General features: G+C 68.0%; 25 protein-coding genes, 1 tRNA gene and 1 pseudogene. 18 read left to right on the top strand and 9 right to left on the bottom strand.

Annotated elements, in window-relative coordinates:
- Window positions 1-171 precede the first annotated feature (171 nt).
- From IEZ09_RS34345 to IEZ09_RS34365, 5 genes are all read left to right on the top strand, one after another.
- Entirely contained in the window at window positions 172-1,800 is a 1,629-nt protein-coding gene (locus IEZ09_RS34345; protein WP_189257972.1) for a peptide ABC transporter substrate-binding protein, read from the top strand.
- A gap of 150 nt (window positions 1,801-1,950) precedes the next feature.
- Entirely contained in the window at window positions 1,951-2,880 is a 930-nt protein-coding gene (locus tag IEZ09_RS34350; protein ID WP_189257973.1) for an ABC transporter permease, read from the top strand.
- Window positions 2,873-3,847 (top strand): ABC transporter permease, encoded by a 975-nt coding sequence (locus IEZ09_RS34355; RefSeq protein ID WP_189257974.1) that lies wholly within the window; start codon window positions 2,873-2,875, stop codon window positions 3,845-3,847. Before IEZ09_RS34350 ends, IEZ09_RS34355 begins: the two co-directional genes overlap by 8 nt.
- A gap of 9 nt (window positions 3,848-3,856) precedes the next feature.
- Window positions 3,857-4,843: an ABC transporter ATP-binding protein gene (locus IEZ09_RS34360; protein ID WP_189257975.1), complete on the top strand. Its 987-nt coding sequence runs from the start codon at window positions 3,857-3,859 to the stop codon at window positions 4,841-4,843.
- Window positions 4,836-5,831, top strand: a complete 996-nt coding sequence (locus tag IEZ09_RS34365) for an ABC transporter ATP-binding protein (RefSeq protein ID WP_189257976.1) — start codon at window positions 4,836-4,838, stop codon at window positions 5,829-5,831. Before IEZ09_RS34360 ends, IEZ09_RS34365 begins: the two co-directional genes overlap by 8 nt.
- Window positions 5,832-5,953: 122 nt before the next feature.
- Here IEZ09_RS34365 and IEZ09_RS47755 read toward each other — a convergent pair.
- The 3 genes and pseudogenes from IEZ09_RS47755 to IEZ09_RS34380 form a co-directional block, all read right to left on the bottom strand.
- A pseudogene (locus IEZ09_RS47755) lies at window positions 5,954-6,085 on the bottom strand (phosphotransferase-like protein); the annotation flags it as partial.
- On the bottom strand, window positions 6,048-6,482 hold the full coding sequence (locus IEZ09_RS34375) for a GNAT family N-acetyltransferase (protein ID WP_189257977.1): 435 nt from the start codon (window positions 6,480-6,482) through the stop codon (window positions 6,048-6,050). The pseudogene IEZ09_RS47755 and the gene IEZ09_RS34375, both read right to left, overlap by 38 nt.
- On the bottom strand, window positions 6,479-7,936 hold the full coding sequence (locus IEZ09_RS34380; protein ID WP_189257978.1) for a S10 family peptidase: 1,458 nt from the start codon (window positions 7,934-7,936) through the stop codon (window positions 6,479-6,481). Before IEZ09_RS34380 ends, IEZ09_RS34375 begins: the two co-directional genes overlap by 4 nt.
- A 30-nt stretch (window positions 7,937-7,966) precedes the next feature.
- Between IEZ09_RS34380 and IEZ09_RS34385 the strand changes: the two genes are divergently transcribed.
- The 3 genes from IEZ09_RS34385 (at window position 7,967) to IEZ09_RS34395 (ending at window position 10,444) form a co-directional block, all read left to right on the top strand.
- On the top strand, window positions 7,967-8,626 hold the full coding sequence (locus tag IEZ09_RS34385) for a uracil-DNA glycosylase (protein ID WP_229813232.1): 660 nt from the start codon (window positions 7,967-7,969) through the stop codon (window positions 8,624-8,626).
- Between the two features lie 103 nt (window positions 8,627-8,729).
- Window positions 8,730-9,794: a type IV toxin-antitoxin system AbiEi family antitoxin gene (locus tag IEZ09_RS34390; RefSeq protein WP_189257979.1), complete on the top strand. Its 1,065-nt coding sequence runs from the start codon at window positions 8,730-8,732 to the stop codon at window positions 9,792-9,794.
- Window positions 9,791-10,444 (top strand): hypothetical protein, encoded by a 654-nt coding sequence (locus IEZ09_RS34395; RefSeq protein ID WP_189257980.1) that lies wholly within the window; start codon window positions 9,791-9,793, stop codon window positions 10,442-10,444. Before IEZ09_RS34390 ends, IEZ09_RS34395 begins: the two co-directional genes overlap by 4 nt.
- A gap of 37 nt (window positions 10,445-10,481) precedes the next feature.
- On the opposite strand, the gene IEZ09_RS47545 is transcribed toward IEZ09_RS34395, so the two are convergent.
- Window positions 10,482-10,610, bottom strand: a complete 129-nt coding sequence (locus tag IEZ09_RS47545; protein WP_268247671.1) for a hypothetical protein — start codon at window positions 10,608-10,610, stop codon at window positions 10,482-10,484.
- A 161-nt stretch (window positions 10,611-10,771) separates the two neighbouring features.
- On the opposite strand from IEZ09_RS47545, the gene IEZ09_RS34400 reads away from it, so the two are divergent.
- The 9 genes from IEZ09_RS34400 to IEZ09_RS34435 all read left to right on the top strand — a co-directional run bounded on the left by IEZ09_RS34400 (window position 10,772) and on the right by IEZ09_RS34435 (window position 17,496).
- Entirely contained in the window at window positions 10,772-11,371 is a 600-nt protein-coding gene (locus IEZ09_RS34400; protein ID WP_189257981.1) for a DUF4129 domain-containing protein, read from the top strand.
- A complete protein-coding gene (locus IEZ09_RS34405) occupies window positions 11,368-11,718 on the top strand; it encodes a hypothetical protein (protein WP_189257982.1) in 351 nt (116 codons plus the stop codon). Before IEZ09_RS34400 ends, IEZ09_RS34405 begins: the two co-directional genes overlap by 4 nt.
- On the top strand, window positions 11,715-12,656 hold the full coding sequence (locus tag IEZ09_RS34410; protein ID WP_189257983.1) for an AAA family ATPase: 942 nt from the start codon (window positions 11,715-11,717) through the stop codon (window positions 12,654-12,656). The genes IEZ09_RS34405 and IEZ09_RS34410 overlap by 4 nt, the downstream gene beginning before the upstream one ends.
- Window positions 12,653-13,882: a DUF58 domain-containing protein gene (locus IEZ09_RS34415; protein WP_189257984.1), complete on the top strand. Its 1,230-nt coding sequence runs from the start codon at window positions 12,653-12,655 to the stop codon at window positions 13,880-13,882. The genes IEZ09_RS34410 and IEZ09_RS34415 overlap by 4 nt, the downstream gene beginning before the upstream one ends.
- A complete protein-coding gene (locus IEZ09_RS34420; protein WP_189257985.1) occupies window positions 13,876-14,337 on the top strand; it encodes a hypothetical protein in 462 nt (153 codons plus the stop codon). Before IEZ09_RS34415 ends, IEZ09_RS34420 begins: the two co-directional genes overlap by 7 nt.
- A 142-nt stretch (window positions 14,338-14,479) precedes the next feature.
- The gene (locus IEZ09_RS34425; protein ID WP_189257986.1) at window positions 14,480-15,805 is read left to right on the top strand and encodes an NAD(P)/FAD-dependent oxidoreductase; all 1,326 of its coding nucleotides are present in this window, start codon (window positions 14,480-14,482) and stop codon (window positions 15,803-15,805) included.
- 272 nt (window positions 15,806-16,077) lie between these two features.
- On the top strand, window positions 16,078-16,200 hold the full coding sequence (locus IEZ09_RS47550; RefSeq protein ID WP_255353474.1) for a hypothetical protein: 123 nt from the start codon (window positions 16,078-16,080) through the stop codon (window positions 16,198-16,200).
- Entirely contained in the window at window positions 16,197-17,300 is a 1,104-nt protein-coding gene (locus tag IEZ09_RS34430; protein ID WP_229813223.1) for an ATP-grasp domain-containing protein, read from the top strand. The genes IEZ09_RS47550 and IEZ09_RS34430 overlap by 4 nt, the downstream gene beginning before the upstream one ends.
- A 119-nt stretch (window positions 17,301-17,419) precedes the next feature.
- Window positions 17,420-17,496: transfer RNA gene (locus IEZ09_RS34435), tRNA-Leu, on the top strand.
- A 460-nt stretch (window positions 17,497-17,956) separates the two neighbouring features.
- Here the strand turns inward: IEZ09_RS34435 and IEZ09_RS34440 are convergent.
- From IEZ09_RS34440 to IEZ09_RS34455, 4 genes are all read right to left on the bottom strand, one after another.
- The gene (locus tag IEZ09_RS34440; protein ID WP_189257987.1) at window positions 17,957-18,127 is read right to left on the bottom strand and encodes a hypothetical protein; all 171 of its coding nucleotides are present in this window, start codon (window positions 18,125-18,127) and stop codon (window positions 17,957-17,959) included.
- A gap of 82 nt (window positions 18,128-18,209) precedes the next feature.
- Window positions 18,210-18,782: a KpnI family restriction enzyme N-terminal domain-containing protein gene (locus IEZ09_RS34445; protein WP_189257988.1), complete on the bottom strand. Its 573-nt coding sequence runs from the start codon at window positions 18,780-18,782 to the stop codon at window positions 18,210-18,212.
- A gap of 81 nt (window positions 18,783-18,863) precedes the next feature.
- Complete coding sequence (locus IEZ09_RS34450; protein ID WP_189257989.1) at window positions 18,864-19,541, bottom strand: SDR family NAD(P)-dependent oxidoreductase; 678 nt, start codon at window positions 19,539-19,541, stop codon at window positions 18,864-18,866.
- On the bottom strand, window positions 19,538-20,278 hold the full coding sequence (locus tag IEZ09_RS34455; protein WP_189257990.1) for an inositol monophosphatase family protein: 741 nt from the start codon (window positions 20,276-20,278) through the stop codon (window positions 19,538-19,540). Before IEZ09_RS34455 ends, IEZ09_RS34450 begins: the two co-directional genes overlap by 4 nt.
- Window positions 20,279-20,395: 117 nt before the next feature.
- Here IEZ09_RS34455 and IEZ09_RS34460 point away from each other — a divergent pair, with 117 nt between their 5' ends.
- A complete protein-coding gene (locus IEZ09_RS34460; RefSeq protein ID WP_189257991.1) occupies window positions 20,396-21,238 on the top strand; it encodes an SGNH/GDSL hydrolase family protein in 843 nt (280 codons plus the stop codon).
- Here IEZ09_RS34460 and IEZ09_RS34465 read toward each other — a convergent pair.
- A complete protein-coding gene (locus tag IEZ09_RS34465; RefSeq protein ID WP_189257992.1) occupies window positions 21,192-22,343 on the bottom strand; it encodes a PucR family transcriptional regulator in 1,152 nt (383 codons plus the stop codon). The two genes, IEZ09_RS34460 and IEZ09_RS34465, sit on opposite strands and share 47 nt — an antisense overlap.
- Between the last annotated feature and the right edge of the window lies 1 nt (window position 22,344).

A 22,344-nucleotide genomic window follows, 5' to 3' on the forward strand; every position in this document is an offset into this window, starting at 1 on the left:
AATTAAGGTCGACTTGAGGTGATCGTGACGAGTTTGTGACCGCTTTCGGTGCGCGTACTCCTGGACACCCCGGTTAACGTCCTCTCACGTTTTGGGAGGTGGACGAGACCTCCCGGGGAGGCGTGCGCACGCAATAACTGCGGCGACGCCGGGGAAAGGCGGGAGAGACTGATGTCGCGATCACGGGTTGCGTGGGTGGCTCTGCCAGTCGCGCTGGCCATGACGCTCAGCGCGTGCGGTGGCGGTGGTGGTAGTTCCACCGCTGGTGGCAAGGAAGACCCGGACGGCACCGTGTCGATTTACGGCACCGAGCCCAAGAGCACGCTGTTCCCGGCCAACACGACCGAGGCGGGCGGCGGCAAGATCACCGACGCTCTGTTCACGCGTCTGGTCGGGTACAAGCCTGAGGACGGCGCCACGTTCAACCTGGCCGCGGAGTCGATCGAGTCGAGCGACGCCAAGGTCTACAAGATCAAGCTGAAGCCGGGCCAGAAGTTCCACGACGGCACCGACGTCAAGGCCAAGAACTTCGTCGACGCCTGGAACTACGCCGCGTACGCGCCGAACGCGCAGCAGGCGGGCTCGTTCATGGCTCCGATCGAGGGCTACAAGGACGTCCACCCGGCCGACGAGGCCGCGAAGCCGGCCAAGGACAAGATGTCCGGCCTGAAGGTCGTCAGCGACACCGAGTTCGAGGTCACGCTGAGCGCGCCCAACTCGGTCTTCCCGATCATGATCGGCTACCAGCCGTTCGCGCCGCTGCCCGACGCGTTCTTCGCGGACCCGAAGGCGTTCGAGGCGAAGCCGATCGGCAACGGCCCGATGAAGTTCGTCTCCCGCACGCCGAACGCGCTGATCAAGCTCGAGCGCTTCGACGACTACAAGCTCGAGGACAAGGTCCACTTCAAGACCCTCGACGTGAAGATCTACTCCAGCCAGGAGACCGCGTACCAGGACCTGGTCGCGGGCAAGCTGGACTTCATGGAGGCGCTGCCGCCGTCGGCCAAGGTCGGCGAGAAGTACAAGGCGGACCTCGGTGACCAGGTCCTGAACGCCAACCTGCTGAGCCAGAGCGCGATCGCTCTGCCGTACTACATCCCGGCGTTCAAGGACAACGTGAAGCTCCGCCAGGCCATCTCGATGGCCATCAACCGCGAGCAGATCACCAAGACCGTGCTGGCCGGCTCCTACGTGCCGTCCGACGGCTGGGTCTCGCCCGGCATCAAGGGCTACCGCAAGGGCATCTGCGGCGAGTACTGCACGTACAACCCGGAGAAGGCCAAGCAGCTGTTCCAGGAGTCCGGCTTCACCGGCAAGCTGACCATCCAGTCCAACCAGGACGGTGGCCGCAAGGAGCCGCTCGAGGCGGCGTGCAACAGCATCAAGCAGGCGCTGGGCGTCGAGTGCGAGTTCGTCGGTGCCACCAACTTCGGTGCGTTCCGTCAGATCGTCGACGGCAAGCAGCTGACCGGCATGAGCCGTTCGGACTGGTCGGCCGACTACCCGTCGATCGAGAACTTCCTCAACCCGCTGTACCGCACCGGTGGTTCGTCGAACGACTCGAACTACTCGAACCCCGCGGTGGACGCGCTGCTGGAGAAGGCCGACGGCACGGCGAACCCGGACGAGGCGATCAAGCTCTACCAGCAGGCGGAGGACCTGATCGCGAAGGACATGCCGTCGATCCCGACGTGGAACGAGAAGGGCATCGGCGCGCGGTCGAAGAACCTCCTCGCCGCCAAGCTGACCTTCACCCGTGACGCCGAGCTCGCTGCGTTCCGCGTGAAGGCGAAGAGCTGACAGCCGACGAAGCACACGTCTGAACCTGAGCAAGTGATCTCTGAGCAGTAACCCTTTCCGGCCTCGCGTCCGCCAAGCGTTACGGACGCGGGGCCGGAAGGGTGTTCAGGCTCAGGCCAGGCGCCCCCCACCACGCAAGGAGCCGACCTCATGGGTCGCTATGTGCTGCGCCGTCTGCTGCAGCTGATACCGGTCTTCCTGGGGACCACTTTTCTGATCTACGCCCTGGTGTGGGCGATTCCGCAGGACCCGTTCTCGGGCAAGTGCGGCCAGCGGCCGTGCGACCCGTCGTACATCGCCGAGATGAGCGCGAAGCTCAACCTCAACGACCCGTTGCTGATCCAGTACTTCAAGTACCTCGGCAACCTGCTGACCGGCGACTTCGGCACGACGTTCAACGGTGTCTCCGTCGGTGAGCAGATCTCCACCTCCTGGCCCATCACCTTCAAGCTCGGCATCATCGCGGTGATCATCGAGGCGCTCATCGGCATCATCGCCGGTGTCCTCACCGGTCTGCGCAAGCAGGGCTTCCTGGACAACCTGGTGCTGGTGTCGACGCTGTTCCTGATCTCGCTGCCGGTGTTCGTCACCGGCTTCGTGCTGAGGCTCTACCTCGGCCCGCAGGGCTTCGACATCATGGACACATCGGTCAGCACCGATCCGACGATCGGGGAGCTGATCCTTCCCGGCTTCGTGCTCGGCAGTCTCTCGATGGCCTACGTCGCCCGGCTGACGCGGACGAGCATCGTGGAGAACCGCCGCTCCGACTACGTGCGCACGGCGATCGCGAAGGGCCAGCCGCAGACGCGCGTCGTCGGCATCCACCTGCTGCGCAACTCGCTGATCCCGGTGATCACGTTCCTCGGCACCGACCTCGGTAGCCTCATGGGCGGCGCGATCGTCACCGAGGGCGTGTTCAACATCAACGGCATCGGTGGCCTGATCTTCCGCGGCATCCAGGAGAAGGAAGGCGTCATGGTCACGGGCATCGTGACCCTGCTGGTGCTCGTCTACCTGCTGGCCAGCCTTCTCGTCGACCTCCTGTACGCCGTTCTCGACCCGAGGATTCGCTATGAGTGACCCAGGATCCGTGTCCGGCGGAACCGGACTCGAGGCGGCCGCGGCCGCCGGCGTCGACCAGGCGAGCCACCTCGACGACTCGTCGCAGAAGCAGCGCAGGCCGCGCTCCCTGTGGAGCGACGCGTGGCAGGAGTTGCGGCGCAAGCCCACGTTCATCATCTCGCTGGTGATCATCGTGATCGTCGTGGTGATGGCGATCTGGCCGTCGCTCTTCACGTCGGTCGACCCGCGCCACGCCAACCTCGACAAGTCGCTGGCCACACCGTCCAGCGAGGCGTGGTTCGGCTACGACCTGCAGGGCTACGACGTGTACGCCCGTGCCATGTACGGCGCGCGGGCGTCGTTGCTGGTGGGCATCTTCTCGACGATCCTGACCGTGCTGATCGGCTCGTTCGTCGGCATCATCGCGGGCTACGCGAAGACGTGGATCGACAGCGTGCTGTCCCGGTTCGCCGACATCTTCGCGGGCATCCCGTTCGTGCTCGGCGCGATCGTCATCCTCACGACGCTGAACGCACCGTCGGAGAACCCCGGTGTGGTCCGGATCGTCACGCAGGTGGTGCTCTCGATCGCGGTGCTGTCGTGGCCGGTCGCGATGCGCATCATGCGGTCCGCGACGCTGGTGGCGAAGCAGCAGGACTACGTCAAGGCCGCGCGCGGTCTCGGCGCCTCCCCGCTGCGGATCGTGTTCCGGCACCTGCTGCCCAACACGGTCGCGCCGGTGATGGTCTACGCGACGATCGCCCTGGGTGCCTTCATCGGTGCAGAGGCGACGCTCGCGTTCCTCGGCATCGGCCTGCGTCCGCCGGTCGTGTCGTGGGGCGTGATGATCTCGGAGTCCCGCGACTACTTCCAGTCGGCACCGCACATGCTGCTGTTCCCCGCGGGCTTCGTGACCGTCACCGTGCTGGCCTTCGTCATGCTCGGCGACGCCGTGCGCGACGCTCTCGACCCCAAGTCCCGATAGGGAGATCTCGTGACTCAGCCATTGCTGGAGGTCGAGGATCTCCACGTGGAATTCCGCACCCGCGACGGTGTCGCGAAGGTGCTCAACGGCGTTTCGTACCACGTCTCGGCGGGCGAAACCCTTGCGGTGCTGGGTGAATCCGGCTCCGGCAAGTCCGTGACCGCGCAGACGATCATGGGCATCCTGGACATGCCGCCCGCGTTCATCACCAAGGGCTCGATCAAGTTCCGCGGTGAGGACCTGCTGACCAAGTCGGCGGAGGAGCGGCGTCAGGTTCGTGGCGAGGGCATCGCCATGATCTTCCAGGACGCGTTGTCCGCCCTGAACCCCGTGTTCACGGTCGGGTTCCAGATCGAGGAGCAGCTCAAGGTCCGCCGCGGAATGTCCAAAGCGGACGCCCGCAAGCGCGCTGTGGAGCTGCTCGACCAGGTCAAGATCCCGAACGCCAAGGGCCGCGTCTCGGACTACCCGCACCAGTTCTCCGGCGGTATGCGGCAGCGCGCGATGATCGCGATGTCGCTGGCGCTCGACCCGGAGCTGCTGATCGCGGACGAGCCCACCACCGCTCTGGACGTCACCGTGCAGGCCCAGATCATGGACCTGCTGGCGGAGATCCAGAAGGAACGCGACATGGGCATGATCCTGATCACCCACGACCTCGGCGTCGTCGCCGACGTCGCGGACCGGATCTCGGTCATGTACGCGGGCCGCATCGTCGAGCACGCCGACGTGTACGAGCTGTTCCGCGCGCCGGGCCACCCGTACACCGAGTCGCTGCTGGAATCGTTGCCGCGCCTGGACCTCAAGGGCCAGGAGCTCAAGACGATCAAGGGTCTGCCCCCGTCGCTGACCAACATCCCGCCCGGCTGCCCGTTCAACCCGCGCTGCCCGCGCGCGTTCGACCGGTGCGTCACGGAGGTTCCTGCCGTGCACAACCTCGGCATGGGCCGCACCAGCCGGTGCCACATCGCGGAGGAGGTCGTCGCTCGTGGCTGAGGCGATCCTCGAGGTCGAGAACCTCGTCAAGCACTTCCCGGTCCGCGTCGGCGTGCTGTTCAAGCGCACCGTGGGCCACGTCAAGGCCGTCGACGGCGTCTCGTTCTCGTTGAACAAGGGCGAGACCCTGGGCGTCGTGGGCGAGTCCGGCTGCGGCAAGTCCACCCTGGCCCAGGTGCTGATGCGCCTGGAGCCGCCGACGTCCGGCGTGGCCCGCTTCGAGGGCCGCGACATCTTCAGCATGAAGGGCGCGGAGCTGCGCAAGCTGCGCCGCGACATCCAGATCGTGCTGCAGGACCCGTACACGTCGCTGAACCCGCGCATGACGGTCGGCGATATCGTCGGTGAGCCCTTCGAGATCCACACCGAGGTGGCGCCGAAGGGTTCGCGCCAGCAGAAGGTCCAGGAACTCCTGGAGATCGTGGGTCTCAACCCGGAGCACATCAACCGGTACCCGCACCAGTTCTCCGGCGGTCAGCGCCAGCGCATCGGCATCGCGCGTGCGCTGGCGCTGAAGCCCAAGGTGATCGTGTGCGACGAGCCGGTGTCCGCTCTGGACGTGTCGATCCAGGCCCAGGTGATGAACCTGCTGGGCGACCTGCAGAGCGAGATGGGCCTGTCGTACGTCTTCATCGCCCACGACCTGTCGGTGGTGCGCCACCTGTCCGACCGCGTCGCGGTGATGTACCTCGGCAAGATCGTGGAGATCGGCACCGAGGACGAGATCTACGAGCGGCCGATGCACCCGTACACGCAGGCGCTGCTGTCCGCCGTGCCGGTGCCGGACCCGACCCAGCGCGGCCGGCGTGACGTCATCCGCCTGACGGGTGACGTGCCGTCACCGATCGACCCGCCGTCGGGCTGCCGGTTCCGCACGCGGTGCTGGAAGGCGCAGGACGTCTGCGCGACCGAGGTGCCGGAGCTGGTGCCGCGGAACGGGGGCCACCCGGCCGCGTGCCACTTCGCCGAGGAGCGCTCGGTCGTCTGAACCGTTTTTTGATGAACGGCGCATTTGTTCACCTGAGGTGGACGAATGCGCCGTTCATCGTGTTCAGCGGATGCCTGCGCGCACTCGCGCGGGCTGCTTCTGCTCGTGTCGACCTCGAAGCCGTCGAGCCCGTGCCGGTGGACCTCGTCGAGCTGCGCGGCGGCCTGGCCGGGCACGCGGTCACCCCGCGCCCGTTCGCGCCGCTCCAGTTCGTCATCAACGGTGTGCCCGCGCGAGGTCCGTGAGCGACACACCCGGCGCCACCTCGCGCTCCCCGATCTCCACGAACCCGCGCTTGCGGTACAGCCGCAGCGCCGGCTCGTTCTTCGTGCCCGTGCTCACGGTCTGCGGGCCACCGGGAAGCGCGTCGAGCAGTCGCGTCGCGATGCCACGCCGGTGCGCCCGCGGGTGCACGACCAGCCTGCAGATGTCCACAGTGGACCCGTCGAGCCGGTACGACACCGCGCCCACGAGACCTTCCTCATCGTAGATCCCGAGGAAGGTCTCACCGGAAGCCCGGAGGTCGTCGAGCGACTCGTGCAACGGCGGGATGCCGTCGAAGCCGATGATCTCGGCCTCGACGGCGTAGGCCAGCCGCTGCACCGTCCACAGCTCGTGCAGGACGGCGTCGTCGGACAGGTCGAGGATCACGTGTTGGACGAGTTCCGCACGAAGGCCGCGAGGTCCTCGGACTGCTGGATCCGCGAGGGCTCGTGCACGTACATCATGTGGCCGGCCGGGTAGTAGGCCGACTCGATGTTCGCCGTGAGCTCCTTCGGGATCTGCAGGTGCGCGAGGAGGTGCTCGGCCGCGAAGTACGGCGTGGCGCCGTCGTACCAGCCGAACGCGACGTGGACCTTCAGGTGCGGGTTCGCGCGCATCGCGGCCGAGAGCTTGCCCGCGGTGGTGACGTGGCGGCCCTCGAACTCCTTGTACGACCACTGTTCGATGGCGCGCGAGAGGATCTCGTACGGCAGGTCGTTGGAGTAGCCGAGCTCGGCGTGCAGGTAGTGGTTCATGGTCGCCGAGTACGGGCCGAGGATCGCGTCGATGGACGGGTCCGCGGAGATCTCCTCGCGGCCGTAGTCCTTGTCCCAGCCCGTGAAGCGGCCGTCGAGACGGCCGACGGTCCTGCGGTCGCGGCGCAGCAGCTCGGTGAAGAACCGGATGTGCTCGATGCGCAGGTCGACCGCGTCCACGTACTCCTCGGACAGGCCCGTGAGCCGCGCCAGCTTCTCGATCGTCGCGGCGCGCTCCACGTCGCTCAGCCTGTTGCCGCGGGCCAGGGCGTACGGGTAGTCGCGGACCGCGAACTCCTCCGCCTCGGCGAGCACCTCCTTCAACGGCCGGTCGCCGTGCAGGCCGTGGTAGTGCGCGATGGCCGCGTACGTGGGCAGGAAGAGCGTGTAGCCGAGGTCGTGGCCCTCGTTGAACTCCAGCGTCGCGAAGTCCAGCACCGAGGAGATCAGCATGAGGCCGTTGAGGTACATGCCGTACTTCTTCTGCAGGTGCTCGGCGAGACCGGCCGCTCGCAGCGTGCCGTACGACTCGCCGCAGATGAACTTGGGCGACATCCACCGGCCGTTGCGCGACGTCCACAGCCGGATGATCTCGGCGACGGAGTCGATGTCGGGCTGGTAGCCGTGGTAGCTGCCGGGCTTCTCGCCCTTCGCGGCCCGGGAGAAGCCGGTCGACACCGGGTCGATGAACACGAGGTCGCTCTCGGCGAGCAGCGACTCCTCGTTGTCCGCGATGCCGTACGGCGGCGGGGTCAGGTTGCCGACGTCACCGCTCAGCACCCGGCGGGGCCCGAGGAGCCCCATGTGCAGCCAGAGGCTCGCGGATCCCGGTCCGCCGTTGAACGCGAACGTCACCGGCCTCTTCAGCGGGTCGGCGCCGTCGAGCGTGTACGCGGTCAGGAACACCTCTGCCTTGGGCTTGTGGCCTTCGAACACGCCGTCCTTGAGCACTTCTTCCCTGAGCACGACACGCCCGGCGGTGGCGGTGTAGTTCAGCTCGCGGCCCTTGACGGTGATGCTGTGCTGGGTGGTGACCAGGTCATCAGCAGGAGACTCGGGCTTCTCTTCGGTCTTCTCCTCGGACATAGGAGCAACACTACGGAACTCGACGATCGAATTACGGCCTGCCGAGCGTGCCCGCGCCTGGTCGCGTGGCGCGAGTCCGTCGCCGCCGTGAAACGCGCCGCCTTCCGCGACCAGACCTACTGGGGCAAGCCGGTCCCGAGCTTCGGCCCGATCGACGCCTCGCTGCTCATCGTGGGCCTCGCACCCGCCGCGCACGGCGCGAACAGGACGGGGCGGATGTTCACCGGCGACAGGTCCGGCGACTTCCTCTACCGGGCGTTGTACGAGGTCGGGCTGGCCTCACAGCCCGAGGCGTGGGCGATCGACGACGGCCTGGAGCTGTACGGCGTCCGGATCGCCTCGCCGGTGCGGTGCGCGCCGCCGCAGAACAAGCCGACGCCGAAGGAACGGGACCGCTGCTCACCGTTCCTGCGCGAGGAGCTCGGGCTGATGAAGTCGCTGCGGTCCGTCGTCGTGCTCGGGGCGTTCGGGTGGCAGGCGTTCCTGCCGTTGCTGGGACCCGCGCGGCCCAAGTTCGGACACGGGGTGGAGGTGGAGATCGGCGGGCTGCGGATCTTCGGCTGCTACCACGTCTCTCAGCAGAACACGTTCACCGGGAAGCTCACCCAGGAGATGCTGCAGGACGTGCTCAGGCGCGCCTGGGACGCGAGCAAGGAGGTCGACCGCAAGCCGAATCAGCCAACCGTGTGACGCCGGATCCCGACTTGGAGCTGTTCCATGAACTAACATGTTCCATGTGTCGCGGAACAGAGCTATAAGTGGAACGGCCGAGCTTGCGGGTGCCTTTGGGCAGGTGCTGCGCTCGCTGTTGCCGTCCAGTTGGTCTGTTCAGCTTGACCTCCTTCCACGCGCTGACGGCGGTCGAAGCACTGAGCCCGATGCTCAGGTCGTGATCGAGGCGCCAGACGGCAGCCGCGCAGTGGTCCTGGTCGAATGCAAGGGGGCCGTCGTTCCGAGGGACGTCACACGAGCAGCTCATCAGATCGAGAGATATGCCTCCGTCATGGCAGGCCGTGGCACGCCCGTTGGCGGGACGGTGCTTGCCGTGCCGTTCGTGTCTCCGACGACCCGTGCGCAGTTGGAACAGCACGGCATGGGTTGGTTCGATCTGACCGGCAATCTGCGCCTGAGACTTGACAGGCCCGCGGTTTTCCTCGACCGCAAAGGTGCCGAGCGCAGTGGGTTTCGCGATCCCTCAGACCGGTTGCTCAAGACTCTCCGAGGGCCTGCCGCCGCGAAGGTCGTGCTCGAACTGGCCGAGACCGAGTTGCCGGTGGGGGTCCGGGAACTCGCTGAACGTGCGCATGTGGGAGCAGCGACGAGCGCGAGAGTTCTTGAACTGCTGGACCGGGAAGCGGTGGTCGTGAGAAGTGAGGACGGCGCGGCCACCTCCGTCCGCAAGCGGTTGCTCGTTGAGCGCTGGGTGCAGGACTACAGGGTCATGGAGTCGAACGAAGTCATCTCCACGCTGGATCCGCGAGGGTTGAGTCACGCGCTCAAAGCCTTGTCGTCGCTCGGCACAGGGGTCGTCGTCACGGGTTCGGCGGCTGCGCGGGCGTATCTGCCTGACCACGTGACCCCTGTGTCGCCGATGGTCTCGGTGAGCTTGTACGCCGAGGACCCAATCGGACTGATGAAACAGATCGGTCTGAAAAAGGCTGATCGTGGAGCCAACGTTCTGGTCATGAGGCCTTTCGACGACGTGGTTCACGCGAAGGCCCGGCTCGTCGACGGCATCAACTACGCGTCTCCTGCTCAGGTTGTCGCGGATTTGCTGACCGGACCAGGACGGTCGACCGAGGAAGCCGAGCAGCTGATGGCAGCGCTCGAGACAAGTGATTCCGGTTGGGAAAAATGATCTCGCAGGAGTACGTCAAGGCTCGATCGGTGCTCCTCGACGCACTGGACGGACTCGGGCCGCACCGAGACGCTCTCGTCCTTGTCGGCGCACAGGCGGTTTACCTGCACGCGAACCAGGCGGACTTCGCCACCGCGCCTACGACGACGGATGCGGATCTCGCGCTGGTGCCTGGCCGGCTCGCGGATGAACCGTCGATCATCGATGCGATGAGCGCGGCCGGGTTCGCGCCAGGCAGGCAACCTGGAAGCTGGATCGGCCCAGGCGACATCACTGTCGATCTCATGGCTCCAGAAGCACTGTGCGGTCAAAAAGGCCGCAGATCTGCTCGCCTCCAACCTCCGCACGAGGGCAAAGCCACGGCTCGGCGCACGTTCGGGCTGGAGCCGGCGGCCCTGGTCGTCTCGAAGGTGGTCAAGATCGCTGAACGGCGGGATCAGCAGTCACATCGGCTCAAGCCCAAGGACGGCCTCGATGTGCTTCGTTTGCTCCGTGCCGTTGACACAGCCTCCCTGGCGGGAAGGTTGGTGAGCATCGCCTCTCACCAACTGTCGAGTACGGCGGCGGCAAGTGCGACCAACGGTCTCCGCGAACTCGCCGGTCAGCGACCCGGACGAGATCAAGATGTCGATGGTGTTGCTGGTCAATGATCTTCTGGATGAGTTCGATCGTCTCAACGCGGGGTGATCAGCCGGCAGCAAGGTCCCACACGGTCACGTCGCTCTTCATCCTGCCCGGCCCGCCGATCTGGGCGACCTCCAGCCGGCCGATCCGTCTGCCCGCGGTGGCGAGACAGGCCTTGGTGCCGGCCTTCACCGGCAGCCGCCGGACGCCGGGTCATGAGAGCTGAACGCTCGACGTCAACGGCCGGTGGACGTGGTTCCACACGCGTTCGGCCGGCTTCAGCCTGAGTGCCACACCCGCAAGTTGGCCAAAGGATCATCCGAACGGTGCCGAACCGTGTAAGGCTGATCCGCATGAGGTGGTTGCGAGCCGGGGTGGCGGTGGCGGCGTTGCTGATCGTCGTCGTCGCGGCCAGCGGTTCGTCGCCGGTCACGCTCGTCAACCGCCTGGAGGACCGGCCGCCGCCGCAGCACGGCCAGCAGACGCTGGAAGTGCCGATTCCGCAGGAGCTGCCGGCGGTGATCGCCGCGCCGTTCACGGTGTACCTGCTGCTGCTCGCCGGGCTGGTCCTGTTCGGACTGGTCGGGCTCGTCCTCGCGCTTCAGCTGCCCCGCTGGCGCCGCCGCGGCGTGCGCGGGGTGGAGATCGAGGACTTCGAGATCGGCGCGTCCGCATCAGCGGTCCAGCGCGTCGAGAAGGCGTTGCAGGAGTTCACGAACCACCCGCAACGGCCGCCGCGGGACGCCGTGATCGCCGCCTGGCTCGCGCTCGAGGAGGCAGAGCCGCGCCAGCCGCACCAGACGCCCACCGAGTTCACCGAGAAGCTCGGCGTCGACGCGACGGTGCTCAGGAACCTCTACCAGCGAGCGCGCTTCGGGCACGAGGACGTGACGGCCGAGCAAGCCGAAGCAGCGCAACAGGAACTGGGCCGCATCATCCGGGAGCTCGCATGAAAACCGCGCTGGCCCTGGGAGTCGGGGTGATCATCGGCGTCGTCATCTGGTTCCTCGGCGCCGAACCGTTCTGGGCGGCCGCGCTCGCCGTGCCGCCGACCGCGTTCGGCGTGCTGATCACCAGGCTGCCGCGCGCCACCGACATCGTGTGGAGCCCGGAACCGCCGCCGCCCGGCACCATCAGCACCGCCCACGCCAGCACGCTCGCGAGCAGGCTCGCCGAGGCGGCCGAGAACCCGCGGCGCTACCAGGAACGGTTCCGCGCCAGGCTGCAACGACTGGGGATCGAGGCGTCCGAGATGCCCGGCCAGGAGGAACTCGCCGACAAGCTCAGGAGGGTCGAGTGACCGTCGCACTGGAGGCCAAGGCCGTTCTCGACGAGATCGGCAAGGTGGTCGTCGGGCGCACGCGAACTGTGCGGCTCGCGCTCGCGGCCGTGCTGGCGGGCGGGCACGTGCTGCTGGAGGACGTGCCGGGACTCGGCAAGACGCTGATCGCGCGGTCGCTCGCGCAGGCGCTCAGCCTGGAGTTCCGCCGCCTGCAGTGCACGCCGGACCTGCTGCCGGCGGACGTCACCGGGTCGTTCCTCTACGACCCCGGCAGCCGCGAGTTCGAGTTCCACCAGGGACCCGTGTTCACCGGGCTGCTGCTGGCCGACGAGATCAACCGAACGCCGCCCAAGACGCAGTCCGCGTTGCTGGAGGCCATGCAGGAACGGCAGGTCACGGTCGAGGGCCGCACGTTCGGGCTGCCCAGGCCGTTCCACGTGCTCGCGACGTCGAACCCGGTCGAGTACGAGGGCACCTACCCGTTGCCGGAGGCGCAGCTCGACCGGTTCCTCGTGCGGCTGGACATCGGTTATCCGCCCGCGGCGGAAGAGGTCGAGGTCCTGCGGCGGCGAATCGCGCGGCAGCGGGAGGAGACCGAGGTGCCGCCGGTCCTCGCGCAGGGACGGCTGGCCGAGCTGCAGGCCGAGCTCGAACAGACCACAGTGGACGACGATCTCCTCCGGTACTGCGTCGATCTGGCCGTCGCGACGCGGAAGCACCCGTCGGTCGAGGTCGGTGCGTCACCACGAGGTGCGCAGGCGTTGGTCCTCGTGGCCCGTGCACTGGCCACTTTGGACGGACGGTCGTACGTGACGCCGGAGGACGTCAAGGAGTGCGCGGTCGCCGTGCTCGCGCACCGGCTGGTGATGAAGCCGGAGACGTGGACGTCCGGCGTGAGCGGCGTGCAGGTCGTCACCGAGCTGCTCGGCAAGGTTCCGGGCCCGCCCAGCTCATGAGCAGGGCCGACAGGATCAGGGAGGCGTTCGCCGAGTCCCACGGCGCGCACTGGCACCCCACGGACGCGTACTCGCGCGCCGTCTGGCTCGGTGCCGGGCTCGTCGTCGCCGGGATGTTCCTGCACCAGGTCGAGCTGGTGCTGTTCGGCGTCCCGCTGATCCTTTCCGTGTTGCTCACGCACAAACCGAAGGGCACGCCGGAGGTGAAGGTCCGTCCGGTGCCGCGAGGAGCGGGCGCGGGGATCGTGCACACCGTCGCGCACGTCGACGGCGCGGACGCGGAGATCGCGGTGATCAAGCTGCCGGGTGGCCCGCGGGCCGTCCCCGCGCACTCGCCCGACCTGCCGGTGGAGATCCGGCGCGACGCGTGGGGGCCAGGCATCGACCTCCGCCTGGACCACCTCTTCGCCGGACCGGACGGCATGCACGTCTACGGCCCGATCGTCGGCACCGAGCACGTCCGCACGATCCTGCCGCCGGTCGAGCACCACCCGTCCGGACCGCTGCCGCCACGCCCCGCCGGTCTGGTCGGCATCCACCGCTCACCACGCGCGGGCGACTCGACGGAACTGCGCGACATCAGGGCGTTCCAGCCGGGCGACAAGCTCAAGCGCATCGACTGGCGCGTCACCACCCGCACCGGCACCCTCCACGTCCGCGAGCGGCACGCCGAGGCCGACGCGGAGATCGTGCTGGCGATCGACACCAGGACGGACGTCGGTGCGGACGTGGCGGAGTGGTCGTCTCCCCATTACGGGTCCACGACGCGCCCGGACGGCAGCCTGGACCGCGCGGTGCGGCGGGCGGCGTCGATGGCGGCGGGCTACCTCAGGCAGGGCGACCGGGTGGCGTTGATGGACCTGAGCCGGCCGCAGCTCAACGTTCGCTCCGGCGTCGGCAGGCGGCACCTGATGCGCATCCGCACGCAGCTCGTCGTGTGCGTGCAGGCGGCAGGGTGGGCGTCCCGCGTGGCGTTGCGGAAGCTGCCGCACGGGAGCGTGGTCGTGCTGCTGTCGCCGTTCCTAGACGACGAGATCGCCGAGCTGGCCGTGCAGACCCGCAAGCACGGTCACGTGGTGCTGGCGATCAACACGCTGCCGTTGCCCCTGAAACCCGATCAGGAGACGCCGTGGGGTGAGGTCGCCGCCGAGATGATCGCGGCGGAGCACCGGCTGCGGCTGCGCCGCATGGCAGAGCACGGGGTGGCGGTGACGCGGGAATGCTGATGCGACTGGCGATCGTGCTCGCGGCGTTGCCCGTGGCGCTGATCCTGCACCTGGAGTCGGAGACGATCACGCCGTTGGTCATCGTCGTGGCGTTGACGGTGGTGTCGGTGCTGATGCCGGGCAGCGCGGGGCCGGCGTTGCTGATCGGCTACGCGGCGGTCGCGATGGCGTTCGGTGAGGGGCATCCGCTGCGGCTCGGGGTCCTGCTCATGATCCCGGCGCTGCACCTCATTCACGTGACGTCCGCACTCGCGGCGGTCGTTCCGGTGAAAACGAAAATCGAGCTCGTCGCTCTGAAAGCTCCGGCACGCCGGTTCGCCATTGTCCAGGCGATCTCATTCCTTGTCGCGGCGTTCGCCGCGATCGTCCCGTCCGGGCCTCCCACCGGGGTTGTCGAGCTCCTCGGACTGGGGGCTCTGACGGTCGTGATCGCGGTCGTGGCGCTGAGGATCTGAATCGCTCCTCTCAGCGAGTTTGGCTCGCGTTCACCCTGAAGCCCAGGTCACCCGGCTGGGTGTTGCGCATCACCTGGCGACGGTAGTCACAACGGGCCACTTGGACGCGCGAAAAAAGGGGTCTCGGTGCAACCATATGTGTATGGCTGCTGTGAAGTCGCAACCCACGCGGATCGTGATTGTCGGCGGTGGGTACGTCGGGATGTACACGGCTCTCGGACTGCAGAAGAAACTGCGCTCCGGTGAGGCATCTGTCACCGTCATCGACCCGCAGCCGCACATGACCTACCAGCCCTTCCTGCCTGAGGCGGCGGCCGGCTCCATCGAGCCGCGCCACGTCGTCGCCCCCCTGCGCAAGGTGCTCAAGCGCTGCCACGTCGTCACCGGCCGCGTCACCAAGATCGAGCACGCGCGCAAGACCGTGACCGCCGAGCTGTCGGACGGCCACGTCGAGGAGATCGAGTACGACGTGCTCGTCTCCGCGCTGGGTGCGATCTCCCGCACGCTCCCGATCCCCGGCCTGGCCGAGGTCGGCATCGGCATGAAGACGATCGGTGAGGCGATCTACGTCCGCAACCACGTGCTCTCGCGCCTCGACCAGGCCGCCAGCACGAACGATGCGGACCTGCGCAAGCGCCTGCTCAGCTTCGTCGTCATCGGCGGTGGCTTCGCTGGCATCGAGACGCTCGCCGAGCTCGAGGACATGACGCGGTATGCGCTTCGGTACTACGAGGGCATCAAGCCCGAAGAGATGAACTGGGTCCTGGTCGAGGCCGCCGGCCGGATCATGCCCGAGGTGTCCGCGAAGCTCGGCGCGTGGACCGTCGAGGCGCTCGAGAAGCGCGGCATCAAGATCTACCTCGACACCCGCGTGAAGTCGCTGGAGAACGGTCACGTCGTTCTCGACGACGGCACCGAGTTCGACTCCGACACCATCATCTGGACCGCCGGCATGAAGGCGAACCCGGTGCTGCGCAACACGGACCTCCCGCTCGACGAGCGCGGCCGCGTCCGGTGCACCGCCGCCATGCAGGTCCAGGGCCTCGACGGCGTGTGGGCCGCCGGTGACTGCTCCGCGGTGCCGGACCTCTCGCGCATCGAGGAGGACCCGACGGCGACGTGCGTGCCCAACGCGCAGCACGCCATCCGTCAGTCGAAGCTGCTCGCCAAGAACATCGTCGCGTCGCTGCGCGGCCAGAAGCCGAAGGACTACTTCCACAAGTACCTCGGCTCGGTTGCGGGCCTCGGCCTCTACAAGGGCGTCGCGGACGTGTTCGGCCTGCGCTTCAAGGGCCTGCCGGCGTGGTTCATGCACCGCAGCTACCACGTGGCGTTCATGCCGACCGTGAACCGCAAGCTGCGCGTGCTGATGGACTGGACGCAGGCGCTGTTCTACGGTCGCGAGGTCGTCGCGCTCGGTCAGATCAACGACCCGAAGTCGGAGTTCGACCGCGCTGTCCAGAGCTGACGTTGTCGACACACGAGCGCTTTTCTCGTGTGTCGACAACGTCCGACCGCTTCTAGAAGTGTCACTGCTGATTGTTTACTCTGTGTGAGTGGTGAGGTGCCCCGAGCGTTATCACGTTCGGGGCACTTCGTTGGTCCGGAGGCGGAACTTAAGCGCCCAATCGGAGTAAAGCTCACAGGGCTGCCTTGACATTGCGTTACGTGAACCAGAGACTACCGCTGGTGCATCACCTGAATGCGTGATTCGCCTGTGTGGGGAGAGAGGTGATCCCGATGTCTCTCGAGGAGCTGGCCGCACAGCTTCGTCGTGGCGAGATCGAGGACCCCGCGTTGGCGCAGTACGCCGCAGAGTACGCGCAGGCGGGGAAGAGTTTCCGCAGCAAGAAGGACGATTGAGCAGGTCGGCTGACGGGCGGGTGCCGGGTGCCCCGTCCGAGGCTGCCAGGCCGTTGCTGCTGCAGGGCCAGGACTACCTCTTCCGCTCGCCGCCCAAGTGCCTGGACTTCCAGGAACAGGTGCACCGCCTCGGCATGGTCGACGAGGGCGACGGCAACCCGCAGCCGTGCGTCCTCGTGCTGGCGCGCGCCGCCGACATGGAGATGAACGAGCTTTCCATCGCACTGGCCGAACGCGGCATCCGCATGGCCCGCATCGACGCCGACCGCTGCGTCGACCTCCCGCTGTCGGTCTACACCGACCAGCCCCTGATCGAACTCGACCGCTGGCTGCTGCGCCCCCTGCTGGTCTGGCGCCGCCACTTCGAGCTCTCCGCGGTCCCCGTGGAGCCGGGAACCCTCGCCGGCGCCTACGCGGTCGACCAGTGGGCCTCAGCGGCCAACTGGCTGTCCTCCCGCTCCGACTGGGCCCACGTGAACCCGTCGCGCTTTTCGACGCACCTGGACCGTTTGACGCAGCTTTCCGACGCATCTGCTTTCGGCTTGCGTGTGCCACGCACGGCCGTGACGACCCGTCCAGGCCGTACGCGCCCAGGCGGCGCCCATTGCATCGTGAAGACCGCAGGCCGCCATCTGCTCGAGCCACGCCCCGGCGTGCAACACGGCCTGTTCCCGCGCCCTCTGGAGACGTCCCGCGCCTCCGACGCCCCCGAGCCCGCACCCGTGATCGTGCAGGAGTACGTGCCGTCCGACACCGAACTGCGCGTGTTCGTCGTGGGCGAGCGGTGCCTGGCCTACCAGGTCGACAAGCTCGACCCCGCCCAGCTGTGGGTCGACCCCGACGCCGTCCGCGTGACGCCGACGTCGATCTCCTCCTCCCTGTCGGACCGCCTGCTCGCGCTGGCCAGGCACTGGCGCGTCCAGGTGGCGGCCTTCGACCTGCTCGTCACGGGCACCGACCACGTGTTCCTGGAGATCAACGTCAACTGCGACTGGCGCTGGTTCGAGCACCGCGCGGGCGACAACTCGGTCTCCGCGGCCGTGCACGACTGGGTGGCGCTGCGCTTCAAGGAGCTGCTCGGCGCGGGGAGGGCACGCTGATGTTCGGGTCCGTTCGACGCTTACCGAATTGCTCGCTCTAGTCCAATTCGCTGGGCCGTGCGGGCGAGAAAAGACCATCCGCTCACACAAGCCGACGATCAAGGCCTAGGCTCCCCGTCGCCCCCGTAGCCCAATCGGTAGAGGCAGGTCCCTTAAAAGGATCACAGTACGGGTTCGAATCCCGTCGGGGGCACCATCGTGGATGTGGTGCCTGAACAGGCATTTTGCGCTTCCTCGGCACGGCTTTGCCGCCCCGTTCGGCGGTACCCGCTACCTCCGAAAGGAGCTTGGAGGGGAGCCGGAGAGTAACCAGAAGTTGATCATGGTCATCGTCAGGTGGACGCTGACCTGAGTGATCTTGGTCGGATATCGTCGCAGCAGGTCAAGGGGCATGGGAGCGCACCCAGCCGTGCCGGGCGTTCCGCAGTGGCTTGTTTGGCCCCGGCGTGTCGAGCGGTGTGGTTTTCGTCACGGCGTTGGAAGGCTTGAGAAGTGCTCTGGCGTGCGCTGGTTCCGACTCGACGACCTGCCGGGCCGGACTGATCGAGCACGCCGGCGTCCGGGCTCGCCAATGTCGCTGGGTACGCGTTCGGGACGCACGGTTGGGGTGTGAGGTAGTGGCAGGCCGGGGCTCCGGCCTGCCACTACCTCGTTCGTCATCGGCTCAGCAGCACGGGAACCGCTTCCGGCCCGTGGGTCAGCGCCAGCGTGATGATCCCCAAGGTGATCAGGAGCAGCAGGAGCCGGCGGAACGGCTCACGCCGATCGAGCAGGTCCCAGAAGGTCGTCCGCCGCTGCGGCGGGCGGTGCGGGTTAGGGTTGGGCACGCGGATTTCCTTCTCTGACGAGCGGTCGGGGTGGTTTCGCGATCGCGGCGGTCGCGTTGTGCAAGAACGCGGCCGCCGCACCTCAGTCGGTCATCGGTCGGGTCTCCTTGATCTGGCCGACGAGGTCGTCGGCGAGCTGGGTCATGAGCGCCTGGCGAGCCTCCGGCGGCAGCGCCTGTGCCGCGTTGAAGGCCTGTTCGGCGGGCGTGTGGTCGCGACGGCCCTTCACGAGCCACGCGAGAACCAGAACCTTGTCGTCGTGCGGCAGGGCGGCGACCTGCTTTCGCACCGCGTCGGGGTCGGATGGCTGTACCGACCTGCGGTGCACACGCTCTTGTGTCGCGCTGAACGGCGGTGCGGCGCGGACTAGTTGTGCGGTGCGGCGTTCCTGGGCGTTCCAGACTGGAGTTCCGATCGTCGTGAGTCGGAGTTCCTCGGTCGACAGCGTCGGGTCTTCCCTGCTCGTTTCGAGAACCCAGCCGTAATCACGCAGGTCTCGCATCCGTCGAGCGATCTGCGCGACCCCTGGGAACGCGTCCCGTAGATCCTTTTGCGTGAACGTGTTGCCCTGGCCTACCTCCGTGGCCAACCACAGGGCGACCCGCACCATCGAGCCCAGGTTGAGCCTCGGGTCGTTCCAACGTGGCAGGCTCACGGCAACTCCACTGGCGGGTTTCGGCAGAGTATGGCAAATAGTGGCAGACTTTGGCAGGGGGTGGCAAGCTTGTTTGCCGGGTCACCAGGTCGGACGGGCCGTCACGCCGCCGTCGACGACCAGGTCGTGGCCCGTGATCCACGACGCCAGGTCGCTCGCCAGGAACACGCACGCGTTGCCGACGTCCTCCGGCGTGCCCAGCCGCCGCAACGGCGCCGCCGCCTCCCACCGCGCAACACCTTCCGGCCACTCCGAGGAGATGCCCGGCCGGGAGATCAGCCCTGGCGAGACGGTGTTCACGCGGATGCCGCGCGGGCCGTACTCCAGGGCCGCCGCACGGGCGTGCATGATCAGCGCGGCCTTCGAGGCGGCGTAGTGGGCGTGGCCCGGTGCCGGGTGCGAGCCCTCGATGGACGCGATGTGCGTGATCGAGCTGACCTGAAAACGCACTGCCGCCTGGGTGACGGCGAACGGGCCGGTCAGGTTGGTGTCCACAACGGACTGCCACTGCGCAACAGTCATGTCCGGCAACGGTTCCACGGGTTGCACGCCCGCGTTGTTGACGACCGCGTCCAGCCTCCCGTGCACAGCAGCCGCGTCGGCGACCACGCGAACAGCCGAGGTGCGCAGGTCGCCGTCCGCGCGGCCGCGGTGGCGGACGACCACGGCGCCGGCGGCTTCGAACCGCGCGACGATGCCCGCGCCCAGACCGCCGCCCGCGCCGGTGACCAGGACGACCTTGCCGCTGAGATCGATCACGAGACGATGCCCTCCAGCCGTTCGACCAACCACGGCACGATCTCACCTCGGCCCGCCACGAAGCCGTCGCGGCCGACGTCGACGAACTCGCCGCCGGACGCGCGGACGAGGACCGCGCCCGCCGCCACGTCCCACGGGTGGATGCCCAGGTTCGCCGCCGCGTCCGCCCTGCCCGCCGCGACCCAGGCGAGCGACAGGGCGGTCACGTACACGCGGCGCACGTCCGCGATGGTCATCAGCTCGCCGAGAAATTCCATCTCGCCGCTGTAAGCGCTGCCGGGCAACGGGATGTCGGTCAGCACGAGCGGCCGCGGGCTCACGCCCGGAGTGATCGTCAGGCCGGACGAGCGGACCGAGAAGGGCACGTCCAGCGCGGCGGTGAAGAGCTCGTCGCGGAACGGGTCCAGCACGCAGCCCGCGACCAGCGAGCCGTCGACGGCGGCCGCCACCGAGATGCAGGACAACGGTATGCCGCGCACGAAGTTCCGCGTGCCGTCGATCGGGTCGACGTACCAGGTGATCCGCGCGGACGACGACCCGAGCTCCTCGCCGACCACCGCCGAGCCGGGGGCACCGGCCGTCAACGAGGCGCGCAGGAACGTCTCCACCTCCAGATCGGCCGAGCTGACCTGATCGAACGTGCCCTTCAGGGCGACGTCGACGCGAGCCTCGTGCAGCAGCTTGGCGGCGTCCACGCACGACTGCGTGGCCAGAGCGAGCAGATCCCCAGGAGTCACGGGGCCCATTGTCATCTGTCACAAACACGACGGGGTGAGTCTGGGCAACGTCCAACGCGCGGCAGTGACCTGAGCCACCACGATGAGCTGACCTGACGATGATGTTGGAGGTTCGGGATGCGAATCGTGGCCGGGTTGGCGTTCGTCGCGGCATTGGTCGCTGGAACAACCGCCGCACACGCGGACACACTCGAGTACGTGGCGATGGGTGACTCGGCGGCGGCCGGTCCGCTGATCCCGAACCAGGACCCGGCGCTGTGGTGCCTGCGCAGCGACCAGAACTACCCGCGGGTGGCCGCGAAGAAGCTCGGGGCCCAGCTCACCGACGTGACCTGTTCCGGGGCCAAGACCGAGGACTTCAGCGGGCGGCAGTTCGGGTTCGTGGCGCCGCAGTACGACGCGTTGAAGCCGAGCACCGACCTCGTGTCGATCACCATCGGCGGCAACGACGTCGGGCTCGTGCAGACCGCGTTGAGTTGCATCAACCTGTTCCCGGAGCCTGTCGGCCTTTCGTGCAAGGACCGGCTGACGGCGAACGGCGACCAGGTGGCCGCGGCCGTCGAGAAGTGGGCGCCCGAGTTCGGTGCGGCGCTGGACGAGATCAAGCGGCGCGCGCCGCACGCGCAGATCGTGGTCACGGGCTACGGCACGTACATCCGGCCCGGCGGGTGCCATCCGGTCCAGCCGATCTGGGCTCGTGACGGTGACTACCTGCAGGCTTCGGTGAACCTGCTGAGCGCCACCGCCAAGGCCGAGGCGGTCAAGCGCGGCGCGACGTTCGTCGATCTCGCGGCGGTCAGCGTCGGGCACGACACCTGTGCCGCGCCCGCGGACCGGTACCTGGAGGGCCTGGTTCCGACCTCCATCGCCGCGCCGCTGCACCCGAACGCCGCCGGCATGGCCGCGTTCGGCGCTACGGTCGCGCTCGCCGTGCAGCAAGCGCGGCAGCCAGCAGCGTGACGTGCTCGATCCGCGTCGGGTCGAGTCCGGTCAGCTCTGCGACCCGGCGCAACCGGTAGTCCACGGTGTTGGGGTGCACGTGCAGCTCGGTCGCGGCAGGCCGTCGTGACCCGCGCCGGAGGTAGACCTCCAGCGTCTGCACCAGTTCGCCGGACAACGGCGCCACGACGGCGGCGAGCGGTTCCAGCGCCGCGCTCGGCCTGGACAGCTGGTACTCCAGCAGGACGTCGGTGAGCCGGTACACGCCCGGCTCACCGGCCCGCACCGCGACGTCGAGCACTTCCCGCGCGAGCCCGGCGGCGGCCGCGATCCCGGAGGGCGGGGCCGCGACCGCCGCCACCGTCAACGGAACTCCCGCGGCACGGGCCACGTCCGCCACGATCCGGTCCACCCGCTCGTCCTCGCCGGGCAGCAACGCGATGCCGCCGTCCGGGGTGAGCGACGACAGCACCGGCTCGCGGCTGTGCCGTTCCAGCTCCGTGCGCAGCCTCCTCAGCTTGCGGCGGGCCGCGATCACCGCGTCGACACCGTCGAGCAGCTCGTCGGGGTGCGGCGGAACGTGCAGCGCCAGCACGACGTGCGGCCCGGACGCCTCACGCGTGCCCGCGAGCAGCTCCGCCAGCAACGTGTGCCGTGCGGACCGCTCGTCGTCGAACATCGTCTGCCGCTCGTCGAGATACCCCGCGCTCACCACCGGCGTCACGAGCTGGAGGTATCGCAGCGCCAACGCGTTGAGCCGCAACACGTCGCCGACCTCCTCCGGCCGCGCCTGCGGCACCAGCGCCTCCCACACGACCTGGATGCCCACGTGGTACGCGGTGAGCACCACGTCGATCGGCACACCCTCCTCGGCTCGACGTGCCGCCGACTCGCGCAGGAACCGCAGCTCCTCCTCGGACGGCAGCTGCCCGGAACCGAGCACCGCGGCGAACGCCCGCAGCGCGTGCTCGGTGACGCGCGCGATGTCGCCGGACAGCTCCTCGGCTGGCAGCTGCCGGTACGCGGGCACGCGTTCGACGATCTCCGCGAGCACCTGCCGCACGAACGAGGGCATCTCCACGGCGAGCCGGTCGGCCACCGGCCGTCCACCGATCACATAGGACATC

It is taken from the genome of Lentzea flava (assembly GCF_014648475.1).
In the GTDB taxonomy this organism is placed as follows: Bacteria; Actinomycetota; Actinomycetes; order Mycobacteriales; family Pseudonocardiaceae; genus Lentzea; species Lentzea flava.